14 protein-coding genes and 1 other annotated feature are annotated in these 17,676 nt (G+C 38.0%); of the genes, 1 reads left to right on the top strand and 13 read right to left on the bottom strand.

Annotation, left to right across the window (positions count from 1 at the left end):
• Nucleotides 1-25: 25 nt before the first annotated feature.
• Nucleotides 26-257, bottom strand: a binding site (T-box leader).
• A 256-nt stretch (nt 258-513) separates the two neighbouring features.
• Complete coding sequence (locus BM211_RS09780) at nt 514-708, top strand: hypothetical protein (protein ID WP_035431555.1); 195 nt, start codon at nt 514-516, stop codon at nt 706-708.
• 27 nt (nt 709-735) lie between these two features.
• On the opposite strand, the gene ysxE is transcribed toward BM211_RS09780, so the two are convergent.
• The 13 genes from ysxE to tig form a co-directional block, all read right to left on the bottom strand.
• Nucleotides 736-1,770, bottom strand: coding sequence for a spore coat protein YsxE (gene ysxE, locus BM211_RS09775; protein ID WP_090996697.1), 1,035 nt, complete (start codon nt 1,768-1,770; stop codon nt 736-738).
• 64 nt (nt 1,771-1,834) lie between these two features.
• Entirely contained in the window at nt 1,835-2,800 is a 966-nt protein-coding gene (gene spoVID / locus BM211_RS09770) for a stage VI sporulation protein D (RefSeq protein ID WP_035431560.1), read from the bottom strand.
• 313 nt (nt 2,801-3,113) lie between these two features.
• On the bottom strand, nt 3,114-4,403 hold the full coding sequence (hemL, locus tag BM211_RS09765) for a glutamate-1-semialdehyde 2,1-aminomutase (RefSeq protein ID WP_035431562.1): 1,290 nt from the start codon (nt 4,401-4,403) through the stop codon (nt 3,114-3,116).
• Complete coding sequence (gene hemB / locus BM211_RS09760; RefSeq protein ID WP_090996694.1) at nt 4,403-5,392, bottom strand: porphobilinogen synthase; 990 nt, start codon at nt 5,390-5,392, stop codon at nt 4,403-4,405. Before hemB ends, hemL begins: the two co-directional genes overlap by 1 nt.
• Nucleotides 5,393-5,420: 28 nt before the next feature.
• Nucleotides 5,421-6,176, bottom strand: coding sequence for a uroporphyrinogen-III synthase (locus tag BM211_RS09755; RefSeq protein WP_035431566.1), 756 nt, complete (start codon nt 6,174-6,176; stop codon nt 5,421-5,423).
• Nucleotides 6,177-6,180: 4 nt separating this feature from the next.
• The gene (gene hemC, locus BM211_RS09750; RefSeq protein ID WP_035431568.1) at nt 6,181-7,110 is read right to left on the bottom strand and encodes a hydroxymethylbilane synthase; all 930 of its coding nucleotides are present in this window, start codon (nt 7,108-7,110) and stop codon (nt 6,181-6,183) included.
• Between the two features lie 14 nt (nt 7,111-7,124).
• A complete protein-coding gene (locus BM211_RS09745) occupies nt 7,125-7,958 on the bottom strand; it encodes a cytochrome c biogenesis protein (RefSeq protein ID WP_035431570.1) in 834 nt (277 codons plus the stop codon).
• A gap of 16 nt (nt 7,959-7,974) precedes the next feature.
• Nucleotides 7,975-9,312: a glutamyl-tRNA reductase gene (gene hemA / locus BM211_RS09740; protein WP_035431571.1), complete on the bottom strand. Its 1,338-nt coding sequence runs from the start codon at nt 9,310-9,312 to the stop codon at nt 7,975-7,977.
• A 400-nt stretch (nt 9,313-9,712) separates the two neighbouring features.
• Nucleotides 9,713-10,309 (bottom strand): ribosome biogenesis GTP-binding protein YsxC, encoded by a 597-nt coding sequence (gene ysxC / locus BM211_RS09735; RefSeq protein ID WP_035431572.1) that lies wholly within the window; start codon nt 10,307-10,309, stop codon nt 9,713-9,715.
• On the bottom strand, nt 10,306-12,636 hold the full coding sequence (gene lon, locus BM211_RS09730) for an endopeptidase La (protein ID WP_035431574.1): 2,331 nt from the start codon (nt 12,634-12,636) through the stop codon (nt 10,306-10,308). The genes ysxC and lon overlap by 4 nt, the downstream gene beginning before the upstream one ends.
• A 202-nt stretch (nt 12,637-12,838) precedes the next feature.
• Complete coding sequence (gene lonB, locus BM211_RS09725) at nt 12,839-14,509, bottom strand: ATP-dependent protease LonB (RefSeq protein ID WP_035431576.1); 1,671 nt, start codon at nt 14,507-14,509, stop codon at nt 12,839-12,841.
• Nucleotides 14,510-14,665: 156 nt separating this feature from the next.
• Entirely contained in the window at nt 14,666-15,931 is a 1,266-nt protein-coding gene (clpX, locus tag BM211_RS09720) for an ATP-dependent protease ATP-binding subunit ClpX (protein WP_035431578.1), read from the bottom strand.
• A 260-nt stretch (nt 15,932-16,191) separates the two neighbouring features.
• Nucleotides 16,192-17,475: a trigger factor gene (tig, locus tag BM211_RS09715; RefSeq protein ID WP_035431580.1), complete on the bottom strand. Its 1,284-nt coding sequence runs from the start codon at nt 17,473-17,475 to the stop codon at nt 16,192-16,194.
• Between the last annotated feature and the right edge of the window lie 201 nt (nt 17,476-17,676).

Below are 17,676 nucleotides of genomic sequence, written 5' to 3'. Positions count from 1 at the left end.
TAAAATTAAAAAATGTCCCTCATCCAAAAAGGACGAGGGACATCGTGGTACCACCTTTATTTACAAACAAATTCAAAATTTGCTTATACTCTTGATTTGATAACGGACAGACCCGTCTTTTCCTAATGAGAATGACTCCGTTCAGAAAAGATGCTCCAGGGCTACCTTCTAACATGACTATCTAGAGAATCTCACAGCTAATAATTCTCCTCTCTGCAGACGTTTAATGTTATACTCTTCCCCTTCAATGCATTTATATAATTGTTATTTATTATATACAATAGTGTAAAAAACGAAACTACATTCGTCAAGATAAAAATATTTTTCGACTTACATCTATCATCATTACATTTTATTTTCAATCAGCTTAACCAAGTTTTTTATAACATATGCAAATAAAATGAAAAAAGTGCAGCACAAGCACATTAGATGCCTATCCTGCATATTGTAATATCATATTTTCACTTCTCTTATAATTCCATTCTAGAGAAGGTTGTAATACGGAGGACAATTATGCGACGCTATCGACGCACGTACAACTTTTCATCCCCCTCATGGTTAAGAAATTTACAAACGATATTTTCTGATTTTGCAATTCCACTTACAATTTTCCAAGGCATTCGTACTTTGCTACTTCCTACGTTTTTAGATTTTGTTATTCTTGCCATTTTTATTGCAGCAACGATTCGCTTACATTATAAGCCGTAACCTCTTTATTTAGGCTACGGCTATTTTTTACTGTGATTGATGCTCAGCAGCTTGAAGCTGTGCCACGAAATATTCAATATTACTTATAAGCCAATGTGCTTGCTGGAGCATTTTTACATCATGTAACTCCTTTGTTTTATTACGAGTATTTCGAGTATTTCGAGCATTTGCATAGGCATTCACTTGTTTAATAAATGGTTTTGGATACGCTAAATATGCAAGCATAAGCAGCTTTTCCTCTTTCGTAAACGCAAAATTCTTTTGATATATTTGGTACCATTCATACCGATCATTTCTTACAATTGGATACGTGTTAAAGGAGCGCGAATAAAATTGAACAATATCTTGAACTGGGGTAGCAAACCCTGCATCTTCTAAACTAATAAAATAACCATTTCGCTGATAATCGAACAAAAAGTGATTCATGGAAACATTACCGTGAATAAATGAAATACGTGTTTTTTCTTTGTCTTTCATCGCTTCATGCCATTCTGTAAATTGTTTCTTCGCAAATTCATGAGCACGCATCACTTGATGAAAGTACGTACAATATTGCAATTCAAACGGAGACATATACCATTTCGCTTCCGATTCAACTAAGAACTCCTCTAATAACGTGCCATCTTGTTCCCAGCGATTTGAAATCGTATCAAAATGTCCTTGAATCGCCTCTTCTGTCACGTCTTCTTCTCGCACCGTTTTTTTATGCATCATAGCAAGTGTTTGAAACATTTTATGATACTGATCGTTCTCTTCTCCTTGACTCTCTGCGTTTCCTAACCAAGGCATTAAATAATAACTATGCTCACCATCACTTAAAATGTGCGTTCCATCTCTCGCATGATAAATAGGGGCAAAATTTGTAAATCCTTTTTCTCGTAAAAATTGAACATAATACATAAGATTACTTCGTTCTAATTTTTGTGGTGGCAATTTTTTTAACGCATATGGACCTTGGCTCGTATAAATTTTTATTACATTCCCATATTCCTCAATATGCTCAGGAGCTAATTGATATAGCTGTAAAACAGAAGCATAACGCTCTCGTAATTCCATGTCCATATGAACAACGACCCTTTCTACAGGAGCGTGAAACAGAAAAGAGGTGAGGAAGATTTCTCTTCACTCACTTTACTTTCACCTTTGGCACTGGTATATATATAATTTGTCCTGCTGTTAAATACAAATCATCGTTTTGATTTACACGATGTAAATGTTGTACGGAAGTATCATAACGCTCAGCAACAGATTCAATCGTGTCACCTTCTTGCACAAAATATAGTCTCAGCTTTGTAAATTCATCTTCCGGCTGTTTTGAAAATAATTTTGTTAAATATAGTGCGTTTTCGTCCCGCTGTGAATATAAAACTTCTTCTTGCTCTTCCTCATCAATAATTTGTTTCTTCGCTTCTTTATGTCCGAAGACCAGCTGCGGCGTGACAACTTCTTCACGTACTTGTTCTTCTTGCCTTTGTTCCTCTTCTTCGTTTTCTTCTTCCTCATCTAGTTCGGGCTCTGGTTCTTGACGAGCTTCTAACTGAAATGGCTCAAAAGCATAATCTTCCCATTCGTCAGTCTCTACCACTTCTTCATCTAGTACCTCTTCTTTTACTGTTTCTTCGACTTCACGCTCTTCATCAACTAGTTCTTCTACTTCACGTTCTTCGTCACACAATCCATGAATTGAAACATCCGCCAAAAGCTGCAAACAACCATTTTCTAATAATTCATAATCAAACTCTTCAATATCCACATACAAATCTTCGACTCGCTTCACGCGGCCACGTGGAATCGAAATTTCCAGCGGAAACGAATGCACCAATTCATTTATCCCATCATCGCGCGTCTCCACATAATCTATCGTACGTACCGGAGATAACTCTCGTAATGAGAACGTCTCCGTTTCTTCCTTCGGGATATATTCCCCTGTTAAATCAAGTTGCCCGTATACAACAATTTCATATTCACGTTCTTCTATAGCAACATCAGGATCTAATGAAATCGAAAGTAGTTCATTGACTTCCTGTCCTTTTTGAAACCATACAGATTCTTTTAAAGAAAACCGCAATGCAGTTTGTTGCTCTGCTGCCACTTCGTGTTCCCCCTCTCAAACTCTATGTCATTACAGGTTTATGTGAGGAACAGAGACTTTATGAATAAAAAAATTGCTGTGGACAAAAAAGAACCTGACCGCGTCTATGTACGGCCAGGTCCTCTCGCCTCCCCTAAAGAAAAGGGGATAAGCTAGAATTTCAACTGCTATTTATATACAAATTTTGTTTGTTCAGCATACAAACCACTGCCACCCAAAATAAAACGTAACCCACACCGGACGTAGCAAAAAAAGGACCTGACCGCTTCTACGCACGGTCAGGCCCTCTCGCCCCCCTAAAGAAAAGGCTTTTTTACCCTTTTAATTTAGACATCGCAATCTCTGCAGCAGCAATCGTTGCTTCAATATCAGCATCACTATGCGCCGTTGATAAGAACAAGCCTTCAAATTGAGAAGGTGGTAAGAATACACCTTGTTCTACCATTTCACGGTAATACGCTGCAAAATATTCTAAATTGGACGTTTTTGCTGTTTCATAATTGATAACTTTTTCATCTGTAAAGAAAATACCGACCATAGAACCAGCACGATTAATACAATGCGGAATACCATATTTTACAGCTACTTCATGTAAGCCTTTTTCAAGCATCTCCGCTTTACGTTCAAATTCTTTGTAGCTTTCTGGTGTTAACTGGACAAGAGTCTCATATCCTGCTGTCATTGCTAATGGATTACCAGATAATGTACCAGCTTGATAAATTGGGCCACTTGGTGCTACTTGCTTCATAATTTCAGCTTTACCACCATATGCTCCGACTGGAAGTCCGCCACCAATTACTTTCCCTAAACATGTTAAATCAGGTGTTACCCCAAAATATCCTTGTCCGCAATTATAAGCTACGCGGAAGCCCGTCATTACTTCATCAAAAATAAGAAGTGCCCCGTATTCTGTTGTCACATCACGAAGACCTTGTAAAAATTCTGGAAGCGGTGGTACAACACCCATATTTCCAGCTACTGGTTCTACAATGATACATGCAATATCATCACCGAACTGTTCAAATGCATATTTCACGCTTTCTAAATCGTTATACGCAACCGTAATCGTATTTTTCGCAACGCCTTCTGGTACGCCAGGGCTATCTGGTAACCCAAGCGTAGCAACACCAGAACCAGCTTTAATTAAAAGAGAATCACCATGTCCGTGATAGCAGCCCTCAAATTTTAAAATTTTATTACGGCCTGTATAACCACGTGCTAAGCGAAGTGCACTCATTGTCGCCTCTGTTCCAGAGTTCACCATGCGTACAATTTCAATGGACGGAACGCGGTCGATAACAAGCTGTGCTAATTTATTTTCAATTTCTGTCGGCGCTCCGAAGCTTGTTCCTTTTTCAACTACCGCTTTTAACGCTTCCACAACTTGGTCGTTGGAATGACCATGAATAAGCGGACCCCATGACAATACATAATCAATGTATTCATTTCCATCAATATCATAAACTTTAGAGCCTTTTCCGCGCTCCATAAATAATGGATTCATACCGACAGATTTAAAAGCACGCACTGGGCTATTTACACCGCCTGGCATTAAATCCTTTGCTGTTTCAAACGCTTCAATCGATTTCTCAAAACTTTTCATTATCGTGCGCTCCCTTCTTGTAACCATCTCGCTGCATCTTTCGCATGATATGTAAGTATTAAATCTGCTCCTGCACGCTTCATGCTTAATAATTTTTCAAGAACAATATCTTTTTCATTAATCCAGCCATTTTGTGCTGCCGCTTTAATCATTGAGTATTCACCACTCACATTATACGCAACAACCGGAAGATTGAAGTTATTTTTCACATCACGAATAATATCTAAATAAGAAAGTGCTGGCTTCACAATTAAGAAGTCCGCTCCTTCCATCACATCTGACTCAGCTTCGCGGAATGCTTCTTGACGATTTGCTGGATCCATTTGATATGTTTTACGATCACCAAATTGAGGTGCACCATGCGCAGCATCACGGAACGGTCCGTAAAAAGCCGACGCATATTTCACTGCATATGACATAACTGGGACATGCATAAAGCCATTTTCATCTAACGCATGACGAATATACGCTACAAATCCATCCATCATATTAGATGGCGCAATAATATCCGCACCTGCTTTTGCTTGACTTACTGCTGTTTTTGCAAGAACCTCTAATGATTCATCATTTAAAATAATTCCATCTTCAATTACACCGCAATGACCATGACTCGTATACTGACATAAACATGTATCTGCGATTACAACTAATTTTGGAAAACTCTCTTTAATTTGCGAAATTGCTCGCTGCACAATACCGTGCTCACAATACGCAGAAGAGCCTACTTCATCTTTTTCAGCAGGTAAACCAAATACGATAACGGAACGAATACCTAAATCAACAACTTCTTGCATTTCTGCTTGCAGATGGTCTAAAGAAATTTGATATACACCTGGCATAGAAGGAACTTCATTACGCTTATTTTCTCCTTCTAAAACAAAAATCGGATAAATGAAATCTTCTGTATGTAAATGTGTTTCACGCACAAGAGCACGCATATTTGCACTTTGTCGTAAACGACGATGACGATTAAATTGTAAAGGATTCATAACTTTTCCATCTCCAATTCTTAAAGTTTCACTTTATTATATATTCTGAAATACATTGTAACATAGATTCAATTGTGTATTCTTTTGGAACAAGTAGGGTTTGAAAATATTGACGTGCTTCTCGTTCTGTAATAGGACCTATACAAGCAATTGTACATCCTTTTACCCATTCTCTCCAGTTTTCACCTTCAAGCAATGTAAGGAAACTTTGGACAGTAGACGGGCTTGTAAACGTAATCACATCAATTTCTCTTGATTGCAGTGCATCAATAAGTTGTTCACGCATTTGCAAATGGACTGCCGTTTCATATACAACGAGTTCACGGACAATCGCCCCATGATTTCTTAGCGCCTCTCGTATGACATCTCTCGCAAGATTTCCTTTTGGCAATAATATACGTATCCCACTTTCAATATGGTTCACAAATTCCTTCGCAAATACTTCTGCCACAAATGCAGTTGGTACAAAATGAACATTGTAGCCGCGATATTCTAATTCTTGCTTTGTCTTCACGCCGACTGCGGCAATTTTCATCGTCTTTGGCAAGGGCTGCTGTAAACCATCTAAAAAGAAATTCACACCATTTTTACTTGTGAAAATAATCCAATTATACGTATCCAGTTCCTCACGTACTTGTTGAAATTGATTATGCGGGGCTGCTGTTATATGTAAAAGCGGAATTTCCACTGGAATTCCGCCCTGTTTTTGCACTGCTGCACTCATTTGCTTCGCTTGTTGCTGGGCCCTTGTAATTAGCACTGTTTTTCCGCAAAGAGAAGTCATATCGCTAGTTTTGCTCCTGATTCGCAGCGGCAATCAATTCTTTCGCTCCTTGCTCGATTAACAAGTCTGCCGCTCGTTCTCCAACTTCTCCTGCATCTTCACCAACAACAACTTCTTTTAATAAAACTGTGCCATCTTTCGACCCAACAAGAGCTGTTAATTCAATTTGGTCATCTTCTTTGAGCGTTGCATATCCAGCAATCGGAACTTGGCAACCGCCTTCTAATTTATGAAGAAATACACGTTCTGCTTCTACAGTTCTCGCTGTTACATGATCATTTAAATGACTTAATAATTGTAATAAATCCGCGTCATCCTCGCGGCATTCAATAGACAGCGCACCTTGACCGACAGCTGGTACACACACTTCTTCTGCTAAATACCCTGTAATCACATCACCGGCCCAGCCCATTCGTTTTAGTCCTGCAGCCGCTAAAATGATTGCATCGTAATCTTCTTCTTTTAACTTACGGAGTCTCGTATCAATATTTCCGCGGATCCATTTCACTTGTAAATCGGGACGTGTAGCTAACAACTGTGCACTACGGCGTAAACTGCTTGTACCAATCACCGCTCCTTCTGGTAACTCCTCAAACGATTCTCCATTTTTAGAAATAAACGCATCACGCGGATCAACACGTTTTGGAATACATCCAATTGTTAACCCTTCAGGAAGTACTGCCGGCATATCCTTCATGCTATGAACAGCCATATCAATTTCCTTTGTTAATAGCGCATGTTCAATCTCTTTTACGAACAAGCCTTTTCCGCCTACTTTCGAAAGTGTCACGTCTAAAATAACGTCACCTTTCGTTACAATTTCTTTCACTTCAAATTCATATGGCAATCCAAGTGCTTTTAATTGATCGATAAACCAATTTGTTTGCGTTAATGCCAATTTACTTTTTCTCGATCCTACAATAATTTTGCGCATATTTTTCTCTCCTCTTATAAGTACCAAAAATGGAAGTTCGATAAACTACTAAATAAGAAAATATTAATTAACATAATAAGAAATGCTCCAATATTCCAGCTCGCAATTCTCTTTCCCTGTAATGTATCTGATCCGCGTAAATAAATACCTGAACAGTATACAAATAAGACGATGAAAGATCCGATTACCTTCGCGTCATACCAATGGAAATTATCTAACTTTGTATATCCCCATAGACACCCAAGCAAAATGGCTAATAAAAAGAAAGGTACAGAAAATAAATTTAAACCATATGACATAGAGTCCAGCTTCGGTAAATTTCCTAAACGCCTTAACCTTGCATTCCATTTTTTTTGCTTTAATAAACGATATTGAATTAAATACATAATGGAAAAAATAAAAGAAACTGTAAATGTTGCATAGGAAATAATCGCCATACCAATATGTACATAAACAAGCTCCGATACTAATTGATTTGCTAATACCGGCGACATTTTTCCAAGCGGCGTAAAAATAGAAAAAGCGCTTACACCAAACGCAATCATATTTGTGAAAAAGACTAAAAAGTCAATGCGCATGAATCGGTTAATCATTAATGATAATGTAATTAATAGCCATACATAAAAATAAATACCCGATAATAACGTTAAAATTGGATTAATTTCCGCTTCTGTTGCCCGAAGTAACATAAATATTGAATAGAGTACCCATACAACAGAAAGTAACCAAAAGGCAATCTTGTTCGCCCTTCGGTTACTTTGAAAATAATCTATGAAATACAAACTAACGCTACAAGCATATAAAATAATGGCAATATGATAAATAATGCTATTGTTTAAAACACCCATCCATTTATCCTTTCCATTACAAAGATGGAGCGGATACTGTCCACTTCTCTGTTTGTTTCCATTCTACTTCGCTCTCTTCCACTACTTCTTTCGTATTTAAATCGAAAATTTTCGCAAATAGAGCAAGTTTTTCCTTCGCATTTTCTTCAGCCGCTAACTCTTTCGCAATTAAAATCGGATCTTTTAATAATTGATTAATAATACTTTTCGTATGCTTACTAATCACTTTCCGTTCACGCTCTGTTAACGTTGGAATTTTCCGTTCAATACTCTGCATTGTTTCACTTTGAATCGCTAACGCTTTATCACGAAGCTCCGAAATTAACGGGACAACACCAAGCGTATTCAACCATGATTTAAATAGACTCATTTCTTCTTCAATCATAATTTGAATTTTCTCAGCTTCTTTTAATCGCTCAGCACGATTCGCTTCCACAACACCTTGTAAATCATCAATATCATATAAGAAAACACTTTCTAACCTATCAATTGCTGGATCAATATCACGAGGCACTGCAATATCTACCATAAAGAGCGGACGACCAGAACGCATGCGTTCTACTTTGGACATCATTTCTTTCGTAATCACATATTCAGTCGACCCCGTTGAGCTAATGACAATATCAGCTTCTAACAGTGCGCATTGCAACTGATTCACCGGCATTGCAAGCCCCATATATTTTTCTGCCATCGTTTCTGCTTTTGCAAACGTACGATTCATAACAGTTACTTTATGAGCACCGCTCCCGTACAAATTCTGTAGTGCTAATTCGCCCATTTTTCCCGCACCAAGAATAAGAACATGGCAATCTTTCAAATCACCAAAAATCTTCTTTCCAAGTTCAACAGCTGCATAACTTACCGACATTGCATTGCCACCAATTGTCGTTTCTGAATGCGCACGTTTCGCTAATGTAACGACTTGTTTAAACAATTCATTAAAGATCGTTCCTGTCGTTTTTATTTCTTGTGCAAGTAAGAAGCTATTCCGAATTTGACCTAAAATTTGCGTTTCTCCAACTACCATTGAATCTAATCCACATGTTACGCGGAATAAATGATCTGTAGCACCATCCTGTTCATATAGAGATAGATACGGTGCAATTTCGTCTATTTCAAGCTGAAACCAATCAGCCATAAATTTCTTAATATAATAGCGTCCTGTGTGTAACTGGTCTACTACAGCATAGATTTCCGTTCGATTGCACGTTGATACAATGACATTTTCTAATACACTTTTTTGCTTTTGCAACGTTGTCATTGCTTCCTCTAATTCTGCTGCCTGGAACGTTAGTTTCTCACGAATTTCTACAGGGGCTGTTCGATAGTTAACACCAACAACAAGAATATGCACGCAGCATGTCCCCCTTCAACCGTTTTTTCATCTTATCTACTATCATAATACAACTTTCTTCTTATAAATCTGACAATCATGTGAACACCGTTGCTTTTTTTCCTTACTTATCTGACAATAAGCCATCTCCCGCGATAAGTAAAGAATGAAAAGTGAGGAAAAGTTTTCATAAAGGAAACTGATTTTCGTTTCCACGCTTAACTAACCTCTTCCAAAAAAAACCACTTTATAATAATTATAATATAACAACTCTATCTGTACGTTACCAAAAAAAATTATCGGAATCAAGTGATGGAAACTATTCCATCTATGCTAAAAACAATCTTTCATTAGCTTCTTTCAATCGGAGAAAAATATGTATGATTATACCAAATGATCATAAAAAAACGTGTGACAATCGTCACACGTTTTTTGTCTTTGTAAACTTATGAATCGCTTTCCACGCTTCTTCTTTCCCAAGACCTGTTTCTGAAGAGAATAGTACAACTTCATCTCCTGGTTCTACATCAAGCGTTTCTTTCACAACTTTTAAATGCTTTTGCCATTTTCCTTTTGGAATTTTATCAGCTTTTGTTGCAATAATGATTGTTGGAATTTCATAATGTTTTAAGAAATCATACATCATCACATCGTCGTTCGTCGGCTTATGACGTAAATCAATAACAAGCACAGCTGCGTTTAGCTGCTCTCTCGTTGTGAAATACGTTTCAATCATTTTGCCCCATGCTGCTCGTTCTGATTTTGATACTTTCGCGTAACCATAACCTGGTACATCCACAAAATGCATCATATCATTAATGATGAAGAAGTTTAGCGTTTGCGTTTTTCCTGGTTTAGAAGAAATACGCACTAATTTTTTTCGATTTAAAATTTTATTAATAAAGGATGATTTTCCTACATTTGAACGACCCGCTAATGCGATTTCTGGTAAATCGCTCTCAGGATATTGTTCTGGTTTGACTGCGCTAATGACAATGTCAGCTTTTGTTACTTTCATTTTTTCACTCCTACTAATGCATGCTCTAGTACCTCATCTAAATGAGAGACTGGCACAAACGTAAGGTTTTCCTTTACGCTTTCTGGAATATCTTCTAAATCTCTTTCATTTTCTGCCGGTAAAATAATTTTCTTTAAACCTGCACGATGTGCACTCAACGTTTTTTCTTTCAATCCACCAATCGGTAACACGCGGCCACGAAGTGTAATTTCACCTGTCATTCCCACTTCTTTACTAACAGGAATACCTGTTAATGCTGAAATAAGAGCCGTTGCCATCGTAATCCCAGCTGAAGGTCCGTCTTTTGGCACAGCCCCTTCAGGAACATGAATATGAATATCATGTTTTTCATGGAAGTCAGGATCAATATGTAATTCTTCCGCACGAGAACGAATGTAACTAAATGCCGCTTGTGCAGATTCTTTCATTACATCACCAAGTTTTCCCGTTAAAATCAATTTCCCTTTACCCGGGGATACAGATACTTCAATCGCCAGCGTATCTCCACCAGCTGCTGTATACGCTAAACCTGTTGCCATCCCTACTTGATCTTTCGTTTCTGCTTGACCATAACGGAATATACGTTTTCCAAGTAATTCAGTAATATTCTTCTCCGTTACAACGACGCGCTTACGTTCTTCTGTTACAATAATTTTCGCCGCTTTTCGGCAAAGCTTCGCAAGCTGACGTTCTAACGTACGAACACCCGCTTCACGCGTATAGTAACGGATGATTTCAAGAAGCGCTTCATCGCGCACTTGTAAATTCCCTTTTTTCAACCCATGTTCCTTCAGTTGCTTCGACAATAAATGTTCACGGGCAATATGTACTTTTTCAAGTTCTGTATAACCAGCAATAGAAATAACTTCCATGCGGTCAAGAAGCGGACCTGGAATGCTTGCAAGCGTATTAGCAGTTGCAACAAACATCACTTTTGATAAATCATACGGCTCTTCAATGTAATGATCACTAAAATTATGATTTTGTTCTGGATCTAATACCTCTAACAATGCCGCTGAAGGATCACCGCGGAAATCATTGGACATTTTATCAATCTCATCTAATAAAAAGACAGGATTAATTGTTTTTGCCTTTTTCATCCCTTGAATAATACGACCTGGCATCGCACCGACATACGTACGACGATGACCACGAATTTCCGATTCATCACGTACACCGCCAAGCGATACACGAACAAAATTACGATTCACTGATGTCGCAATTGAACGAGCTAACGATGTTTTCCCAACCCCAGGAGGACCAACTAAACAAAGAATAGGTCCTTTTAACGAATTAGTAAGCTTTTGCACTGCTAAATATTCAAGCACACGTTCTTTCACTTTTTCAAGCCCATAATGATCTTCATTTAAAATATGTTCAGCACGCGCAAGATCGATACGATCTTCCGTTGCCTCCGTCCAAGGAAGAGATAATAACCAATCAATATAATTGCGAATAACACCGCTCTCCGCTGAACTTGCCGGCAATTTCTCATAACGATCCAGCTCTTTTAATGCCGCCTTCATCGTTTCTTCTGGCATTCCTGATTCTTCAATCTTTTCGCGAAGCTCTTCTACTTCGCCGCCTTTTCCTTCTTTATCACCAAGCTCTTTTTGAATAGCTTTCATTTGTTCACGTAAGAAGTACTCTTTTTGTGTACGCTCCATAGAACGTTTCACTTGTTGACCAATTTTCTTTTCTAAGTTTAACAACTCTTTTTCATCTTGAATAAAAGAAATAAGTGTATGTAATCGTTCTTTCGCTGCAGTGATTTCTAAAATTTGTTGCTTTTGCTTCGTTTTGAGCGGCAAATGAGATGATACGAGATCAGCTAATCGACCTGGTTCCTCAATATCAACAACTGTCGCAAATGTTTCACCTGAAATTTTTTTGGACAGCTTAATATATTGCTCAAAATACTCAATTAATGTACGCATAAGCGCTTTTTCTTCTAAATCGCCGTCTTCTTCTTCAATTAACATGTGGACATTAGCTGTAATTACATCATTTTCTTCAATGAACTCTGTCATCTCTACTCTATGTAAACCTTCAACAAGGATACGCATCGTCCCATTTGGCAATTTAAGCATTTGCTTCACTTTTGCTAACGTACCTACTTTATAAACATCATCTTCTTTCGGATCATCGATATTCACGTCTTTTTGCATCGCTAAAAAAATCATATTTTCATCCATAGCCGCCTGCTCAAGCGCTTTGATCGATTTATCACGTCCTACATCAAGATGCAGAACCATCGTCGGATATACGAGAACGCCTCTTAATGGTAGGAGGGGCACAATTCTTTCGTTCGCATTCATATTAGACATAGCACCTCCATAAATATCTTTGTTTCCCTATTTTATATTACAATAAAGCCTTATGCAATCGCTGAGACTCAATACGCTACTTCTGTTCAAGAAAAAGGACTTCGCTTAAGCATATAATGACTTTAGCGAAGTCTAACATATTCAAGTAATTTAACTTTCTTTTTAACGAGAACTGCCCCGGTTGATTTGCTAACACTTTTCTTCAAATCGATTGTGCATCGTCTTCCTCGAAAGAGAGTAACGTATCGCCTGTTCGCTCTATTTTCTCTTGTATACATGCTAATGCAAATACTTCTTTTAATTTTCGTACAGGTACAATTTCAATACCTTTAATTGTATAAAGAATAGGCTGCATATTTTCTGCGGGAATGAGCACTTTCTTTGCCCCAGCCTTTTTTGCTGCTTTTATTTTCGCATAAACGCCGCCGACTGGTTTTACTTCCCCGTGAATACTAATTTCACCGGTCATCGCTACTTCATTATTGACATACATGCGATGAACTGCAGAATACACACCTGTTGCAATCGCAATGCCGGCAGATGGACCGTCAATTGGAACACCACCAGGAAAGTTAATATGTATATCATATCCTTCTGGTAATAAATCAAGGGAACGAAGGACAGTTACAACATTATCAACAGAACCTTTCGCCATACTTTTACGACGAATCGATTTTGATTGATTACCGATACTTTCCTCTTCAACAATCCCTGTTACCACTACAGACCCTTTTTCTTTTGCTGGAATTGCTGTTACTTCAATTTCGAGCAACGCTCCTGTATTCGGCCCATATACAGCCAAACCATTTACAAGACCAATTCTCGGAATTGGATATATATGTTTTTCGTATTTAGGCGTCAATTGACTTGAATGAATCACCCATTCAATATCTTCATCCTTTATGGAAGAGCGTCCTTCGTTAATTGCCATTCCAGCAGAGATTTGTACAAGGTTAATGGATTCTCTTCCATTTCGTGCGTACATGCCAATCATTTCTACGCCCTGTTTCCCTATCTCCATGCCTACTTTTTCAGCAGCATTTCTAGCTACCTCTTCAATCTCTTCTGTATCTAATTCACGAAAGAAGACTTCTAAACAACGTGAGCGAATCGCTGGAGGAATTTCCTCCGGTGAACGTGTTGTTGCGCCAACAAGACGAAAATCAGCCGGTAATCCCTTTTGGAAAATATCGTGTATATACGTTGGAATAAAAGAATTTTCCTCACTATAATAGGCACTTTCCAAAAACACTTTGCGATCCTCCAGCACTTTTAACATTTTATTCATTTGAATTGGATGAAGTTCTCCAATCTCATCAATAAATAAAATACCTCCATGCGCATCTGTGACCGCTCCTTTTTTCGGTTGAGGAATACCCGCTTGTCCCATCGCACCGGCCCCTTGATAAATTGGGTCATGAACAGAACCAATTAACGGATCAGCAATCCCCCGTTCATCAAACCGAGCTGTTGTAGCATCAAGTTCAATAAATGTTGCATTCAGGCGAAACGGAGATTTCGTATTTCTCTTTGCTTCTTCTAGTACGAGACGAGCCGCTGCTGTTTTCCCAACTCCTGGCGGTCCATATATGATGACATGCTGTGGATTTGGTCCGCATAAAGCTGCCTTTAATGATTTAATACCATCTTCTTGTCCAACAATATCGGCAAATGACGCCGGACGAACCTTTTCAGCAAGCGGTTCTGTTAAAGAAATTTCCCGCATTTTCCGAAGTTGCTCCAGCTCTTTCTTTGATTCTCTATCGATTGAAACTTTTTGCGTACGCTGGTTTCGAAGTAAATGCCAAAAATATAATCCGACAATTACACCAAAGACTAGTTGAACGATTAAAAAAATATTTGTCCAGCTCATATTCATTTCCTCCCGCTATGTTTTACTCTTCAGTATCCCCTGGGAGGAAACACGCTAAACATAAGAAGAAACAGCAATTATATAATTGCTGTTTCTATCGTTTATATTCCACTTCATAAATAATGGGGGCCAAAGCCCCCCATTATTCAAAACACTTTATGCAGATGTTTTTGTATCTTGCTCAAGCACAGTACCATCTTGCAACACTAATTTTGGCGTTGCATTTTCTGTTACTGTTTCTTTTGAAATTACACATTTTTCAATGTCTTTACGAGATGGAAGTTCGAACATCACATCTAGCATTAAACCTTCAATGATAGAACGAAGTCCACGTGCACCTGTTTTACGTTCAATTGCTTTTTTAGCAATTTCAACAAGAGCATCTTCTTCAAACTCTAATTCAACATCATCAAGCTCCAATAATTTTTGGAACTGCTTCACAAGTGCATTCTTCGGCTTTGTTAAGATGTCAACAAGAGCACCTTCATCAAGCGGTTCTAAGTTCGCAATAACTGGAAGACGACCAATAAATTCTGGAATTAATCCAAATTTTAATAAATCTTCTGGCAATACATGCGATAAAACATGCTTTTCTGTTACATCAGCATTTTTCTTCTCAGAACCGAAGCCAATCACTTTTTCACCAAGACGGCGTTTAATGATTGGTTCAATACCATCAAATGCACCGCCGCAAATGAATAAAATGTTTGTTGTATCAATTTGAATAAACTCTTGATGCGGATGCTTACGACCACCTTGAGGCGGAACGCTCGCTACAGTTCCTTCTAAAATTTTAAGAAGCGCCTGTTGCACACCCTCACCAGATACGTCACGCGTAATTGACGGATTTTCTGACTTACGAGCCACTTTATCAATCTCGTCAATATAAATGATTCCTTTTTCTGCTTTCTCTACATCATAATCAGCCGCTTGAATAAGTTTTAATAAGATGTTTTCTACATCTTCCCCTACATATCCAGCTTCCGTTAAAGATGTTGCATCAGCAATTGCAAATGGAACATTTAAAATACGTGCTAACGTTTGAGCCAATAATGTTTTACCACTACCAGTTGGCCCAATTAAAGAAATATTACTTTTCGCTAATTCTACATCATCAATTTTGCTGCTAGAATTAATGCGCTTGTAATGATTATATACCGCTACCGCTAATGCTTTCTTCGCTTGATCTTGTCCGATTACATATTCATCCAAAATTTCACGAATTTCTACCGGCTTCGGTACATCTTTGAATTCTACTTCTTCGTCTTTTGCAAGCTCCTCTTGCACGATTTCTGTGCAAAGCTCAATACATTCATCACAAATGTAAACCCCAGGACCTGCCACAAGTTTTCGAACTTGCGTTTGTGTTTTACCACAGAAGGAACATTTTAATTGTCCTTTTTCATCATTAAATTTAAACATATTTTCACACCCCTTACAAAGTGCTAAAACCTTGCCTTCGTATGTACACGATAAATGTATCGTATGTAAATACATATTATGTCACTACGTGGCGAGAAATACAAATAATATGGTTAGTTATGTACAAATAATTTTTAAAACTTTTGAAATATGTATATTCGACTCTTAAAGAATCATTTCCTTCTTCATAACAAAATGTTTTACAAATATATTTATATTTATAAAACAAGGCACGAGCAATGTCGCGCCTTGTTATTTTATTATGCAGTCTTGCTGTTTTCTACTAAGAAATCTACTGCTTTACGAACTTGAAGTTCTTCTTTTACACCTTCAACGTTACCAAGAGCTTGTTTCACAGCGTCTACTGGCATGCTGTACATTTCAGCCATCTTTTCAACTTCTGCATTTACTTCTTCTTCTGTTGCTTCGATGTTTTCAGCTTTGATGATTTCTTCAAGAACAAGGTTAGTTGTTACGCGTTTTGCAGCGTCTTCCTTCATTTGTCCTTTTAATTTCTCTTCATCAGTACCTGTGAATTGGTAGTAAAGCTCTAAGTTCATACCTTGGTAGCTTAAGCGTTGCTCGAATTCACGAACCATACGATCTAACTCAGTTTCGATCATAGCTTCTGGAATATCGATTTCTGCATTTGCAGAAGCTTTTTCTACTACTTCGTCACGAACTTTGTGCTCAGCTTCTTGCTTTTTGCTCGCTTCTAAGTTTTCACGAATTTTTGCTTTTAACTCATCAAGAGTTGCAACTTCTTCGTTTGCATCTTTTGCGAACTCATCATCTAAAGCAGGAAGTTCTTTCACTTTAATTTCATGAACTGTTACTTTAAATGTCGCTGGCTTACCAGCTAGTTCAGCTGCATGGTATTCTTCTGGGAATGATACTTCTACTTCTTTTTGTTCGCCAGCTTTTAGACCAACTAATTGCTCTTCAAAGCCTGGGATGAATGTGCCAGAACCGATTGCTAAAGAGTAGTTTTCGCCTTTTCCACCTTCGAATGCTTCGCCATCAACGAAACCTTCGAAGTCGATTACAGCTGTATCACCGTCTTCTACAGTGCCATCTTCTTTTACTACAAGCTCAGCTTGACGCTCTTGTAAAGATTTTAATTCGTTCTCAACATCTTCGTCAGTTACAGTAGCATCTGTTTTCTCTACTGTTAAGCCTTTGTATTCGCCTAATTTCACTTCAGGTTTTACAGTAACTTTTGCAGTGAAAATTAAGTTTTGGCTTTTTTCGAATTTCTCGATGTCGATTTCAGGATGAGCAACTGGGAAGATACCAGTTTCATCGATTGCTTCTCCGTATGCTTTTGGTAAGATGATATCTAAAGCATCTTGGTATAAAGACTCTACACCGAAACGTTGTTCGAATAGAGGACGAGGCATTTTTCCTTTACGGAAGCCCGGTACGTTAATTGTTTTTACTACTTTCTTGAACGCAGCGTCTAAAGAGTTGTTTACTTCTTTCGCATCAACTTCGATTGTTAAAACGCCAACGTTTCCTTCTAATTTTTCCCATTTTGCAGCCATTTATTCTTTCCCTCCAACTATAATAATGTATGCACATACCTCTAGAGATCGAGGCCTTTATCATTCCTTATAAAGAAACAACAAACGCAAACTGATAAATTCAGCCTTCTATCCATCACGAAAAGCTTTGGACATATACTTCTCAATCTACTATTTGTCGAAAAGACAAATACGGTATATTTTGTTCGAGAATAGTATGAA

Source organism: Bacillus sp. 491mf, from assembly GCF_900112415.1.
Classification (GTDB): Bacteria; Bacillota; Bacilli; order Bacillales; family Bacillaceae_G; genus Bacillus_A.
Note: the sequence above shows the minus strand (reverse complement) of the source record. Positions and strands in the feature narration are given on the sequence as shown.

Excerpts from the sequence above, each read along its gene's own strand:
- BM211_RS09780 (WP_035431555.1), top strand. The coding sequence starts at position 514 with ATGCGACGCTATCGACGCACGTACAACTTTTCATCCCCCTCATGGTTA.
- ysxE (WP_090996697.1), bottom strand. The coding sequence starts at position 1,770 with ATGGACATGGAATTACGAGAGCGTTATGCTTCTGTTTTACAGCTATAT.
- hemL (WP_035431562.1), bottom strand. The coding sequence starts at position 4,403 with ATGAAAAGTTTTGAGAAATCGATTGAAGCGTTTGAAACAGCAAAGGAT.
- hemB (WP_090996694.1), bottom strand. The coding sequence starts at position 5,392 with ATGAATCCTTTACAATTTAATCGTCATCGTCGTTTACGACAAAGTGCA.
- BM211_RS09755 (WP_035431566.1), bottom strand. The coding sequence starts at position 6,176 with ATGACTTCTCTTTGCGGAAAAACAGTGCTAATTACAAGGGCCCAGCAA.
- hemC (WP_035431568.1), bottom strand. The coding sequence starts at position 7,110 with ATGCGCAAAATTATTGTAGGATCGAGAAAAAGTAAATTGGCATTAACG.
- BM211_RS09745 (WP_035431570.1), bottom strand. The coding sequence starts at position 7,958 with ATGGGTGTTTTAAACAATAGCATTATTTATCATATTGCCATTATTTTA.
- ysxC (WP_035431572.1), bottom strand. The coding sequence starts at position 10,309 with ATGAAAGTAACAAAAGCTGACATTGTCATTAGCGCAGTCAAACCAGAA.
- lon (WP_035431574.1), bottom strand. The coding sequence starts at position 12,636 with ATGTCTAATATGAATGCGAACGAAAGAATTGTGCCCCTCCTACCATTA.
- lonB (WP_035431576.1), bottom strand. The coding sequence starts at position 14,509 with ATGAGCTGGACAAATATTTTTTTAATCGTTCAACTAGTCTTTGGTGTA.
- clpX (WP_035431578.1), bottom strand. The coding sequence starts at position 15,931 with ATGTTTAAATTTAATGATGAAAAAGGACAATTAAAATGTTCCTTCTGT.
- tig (WP_035431580.1), bottom strand. The coding sequence starts at position 17,475 with ATGGCTGCAAAATGGGAAAAATTAGAAGGAAACGTTGGCGTTTTAACA.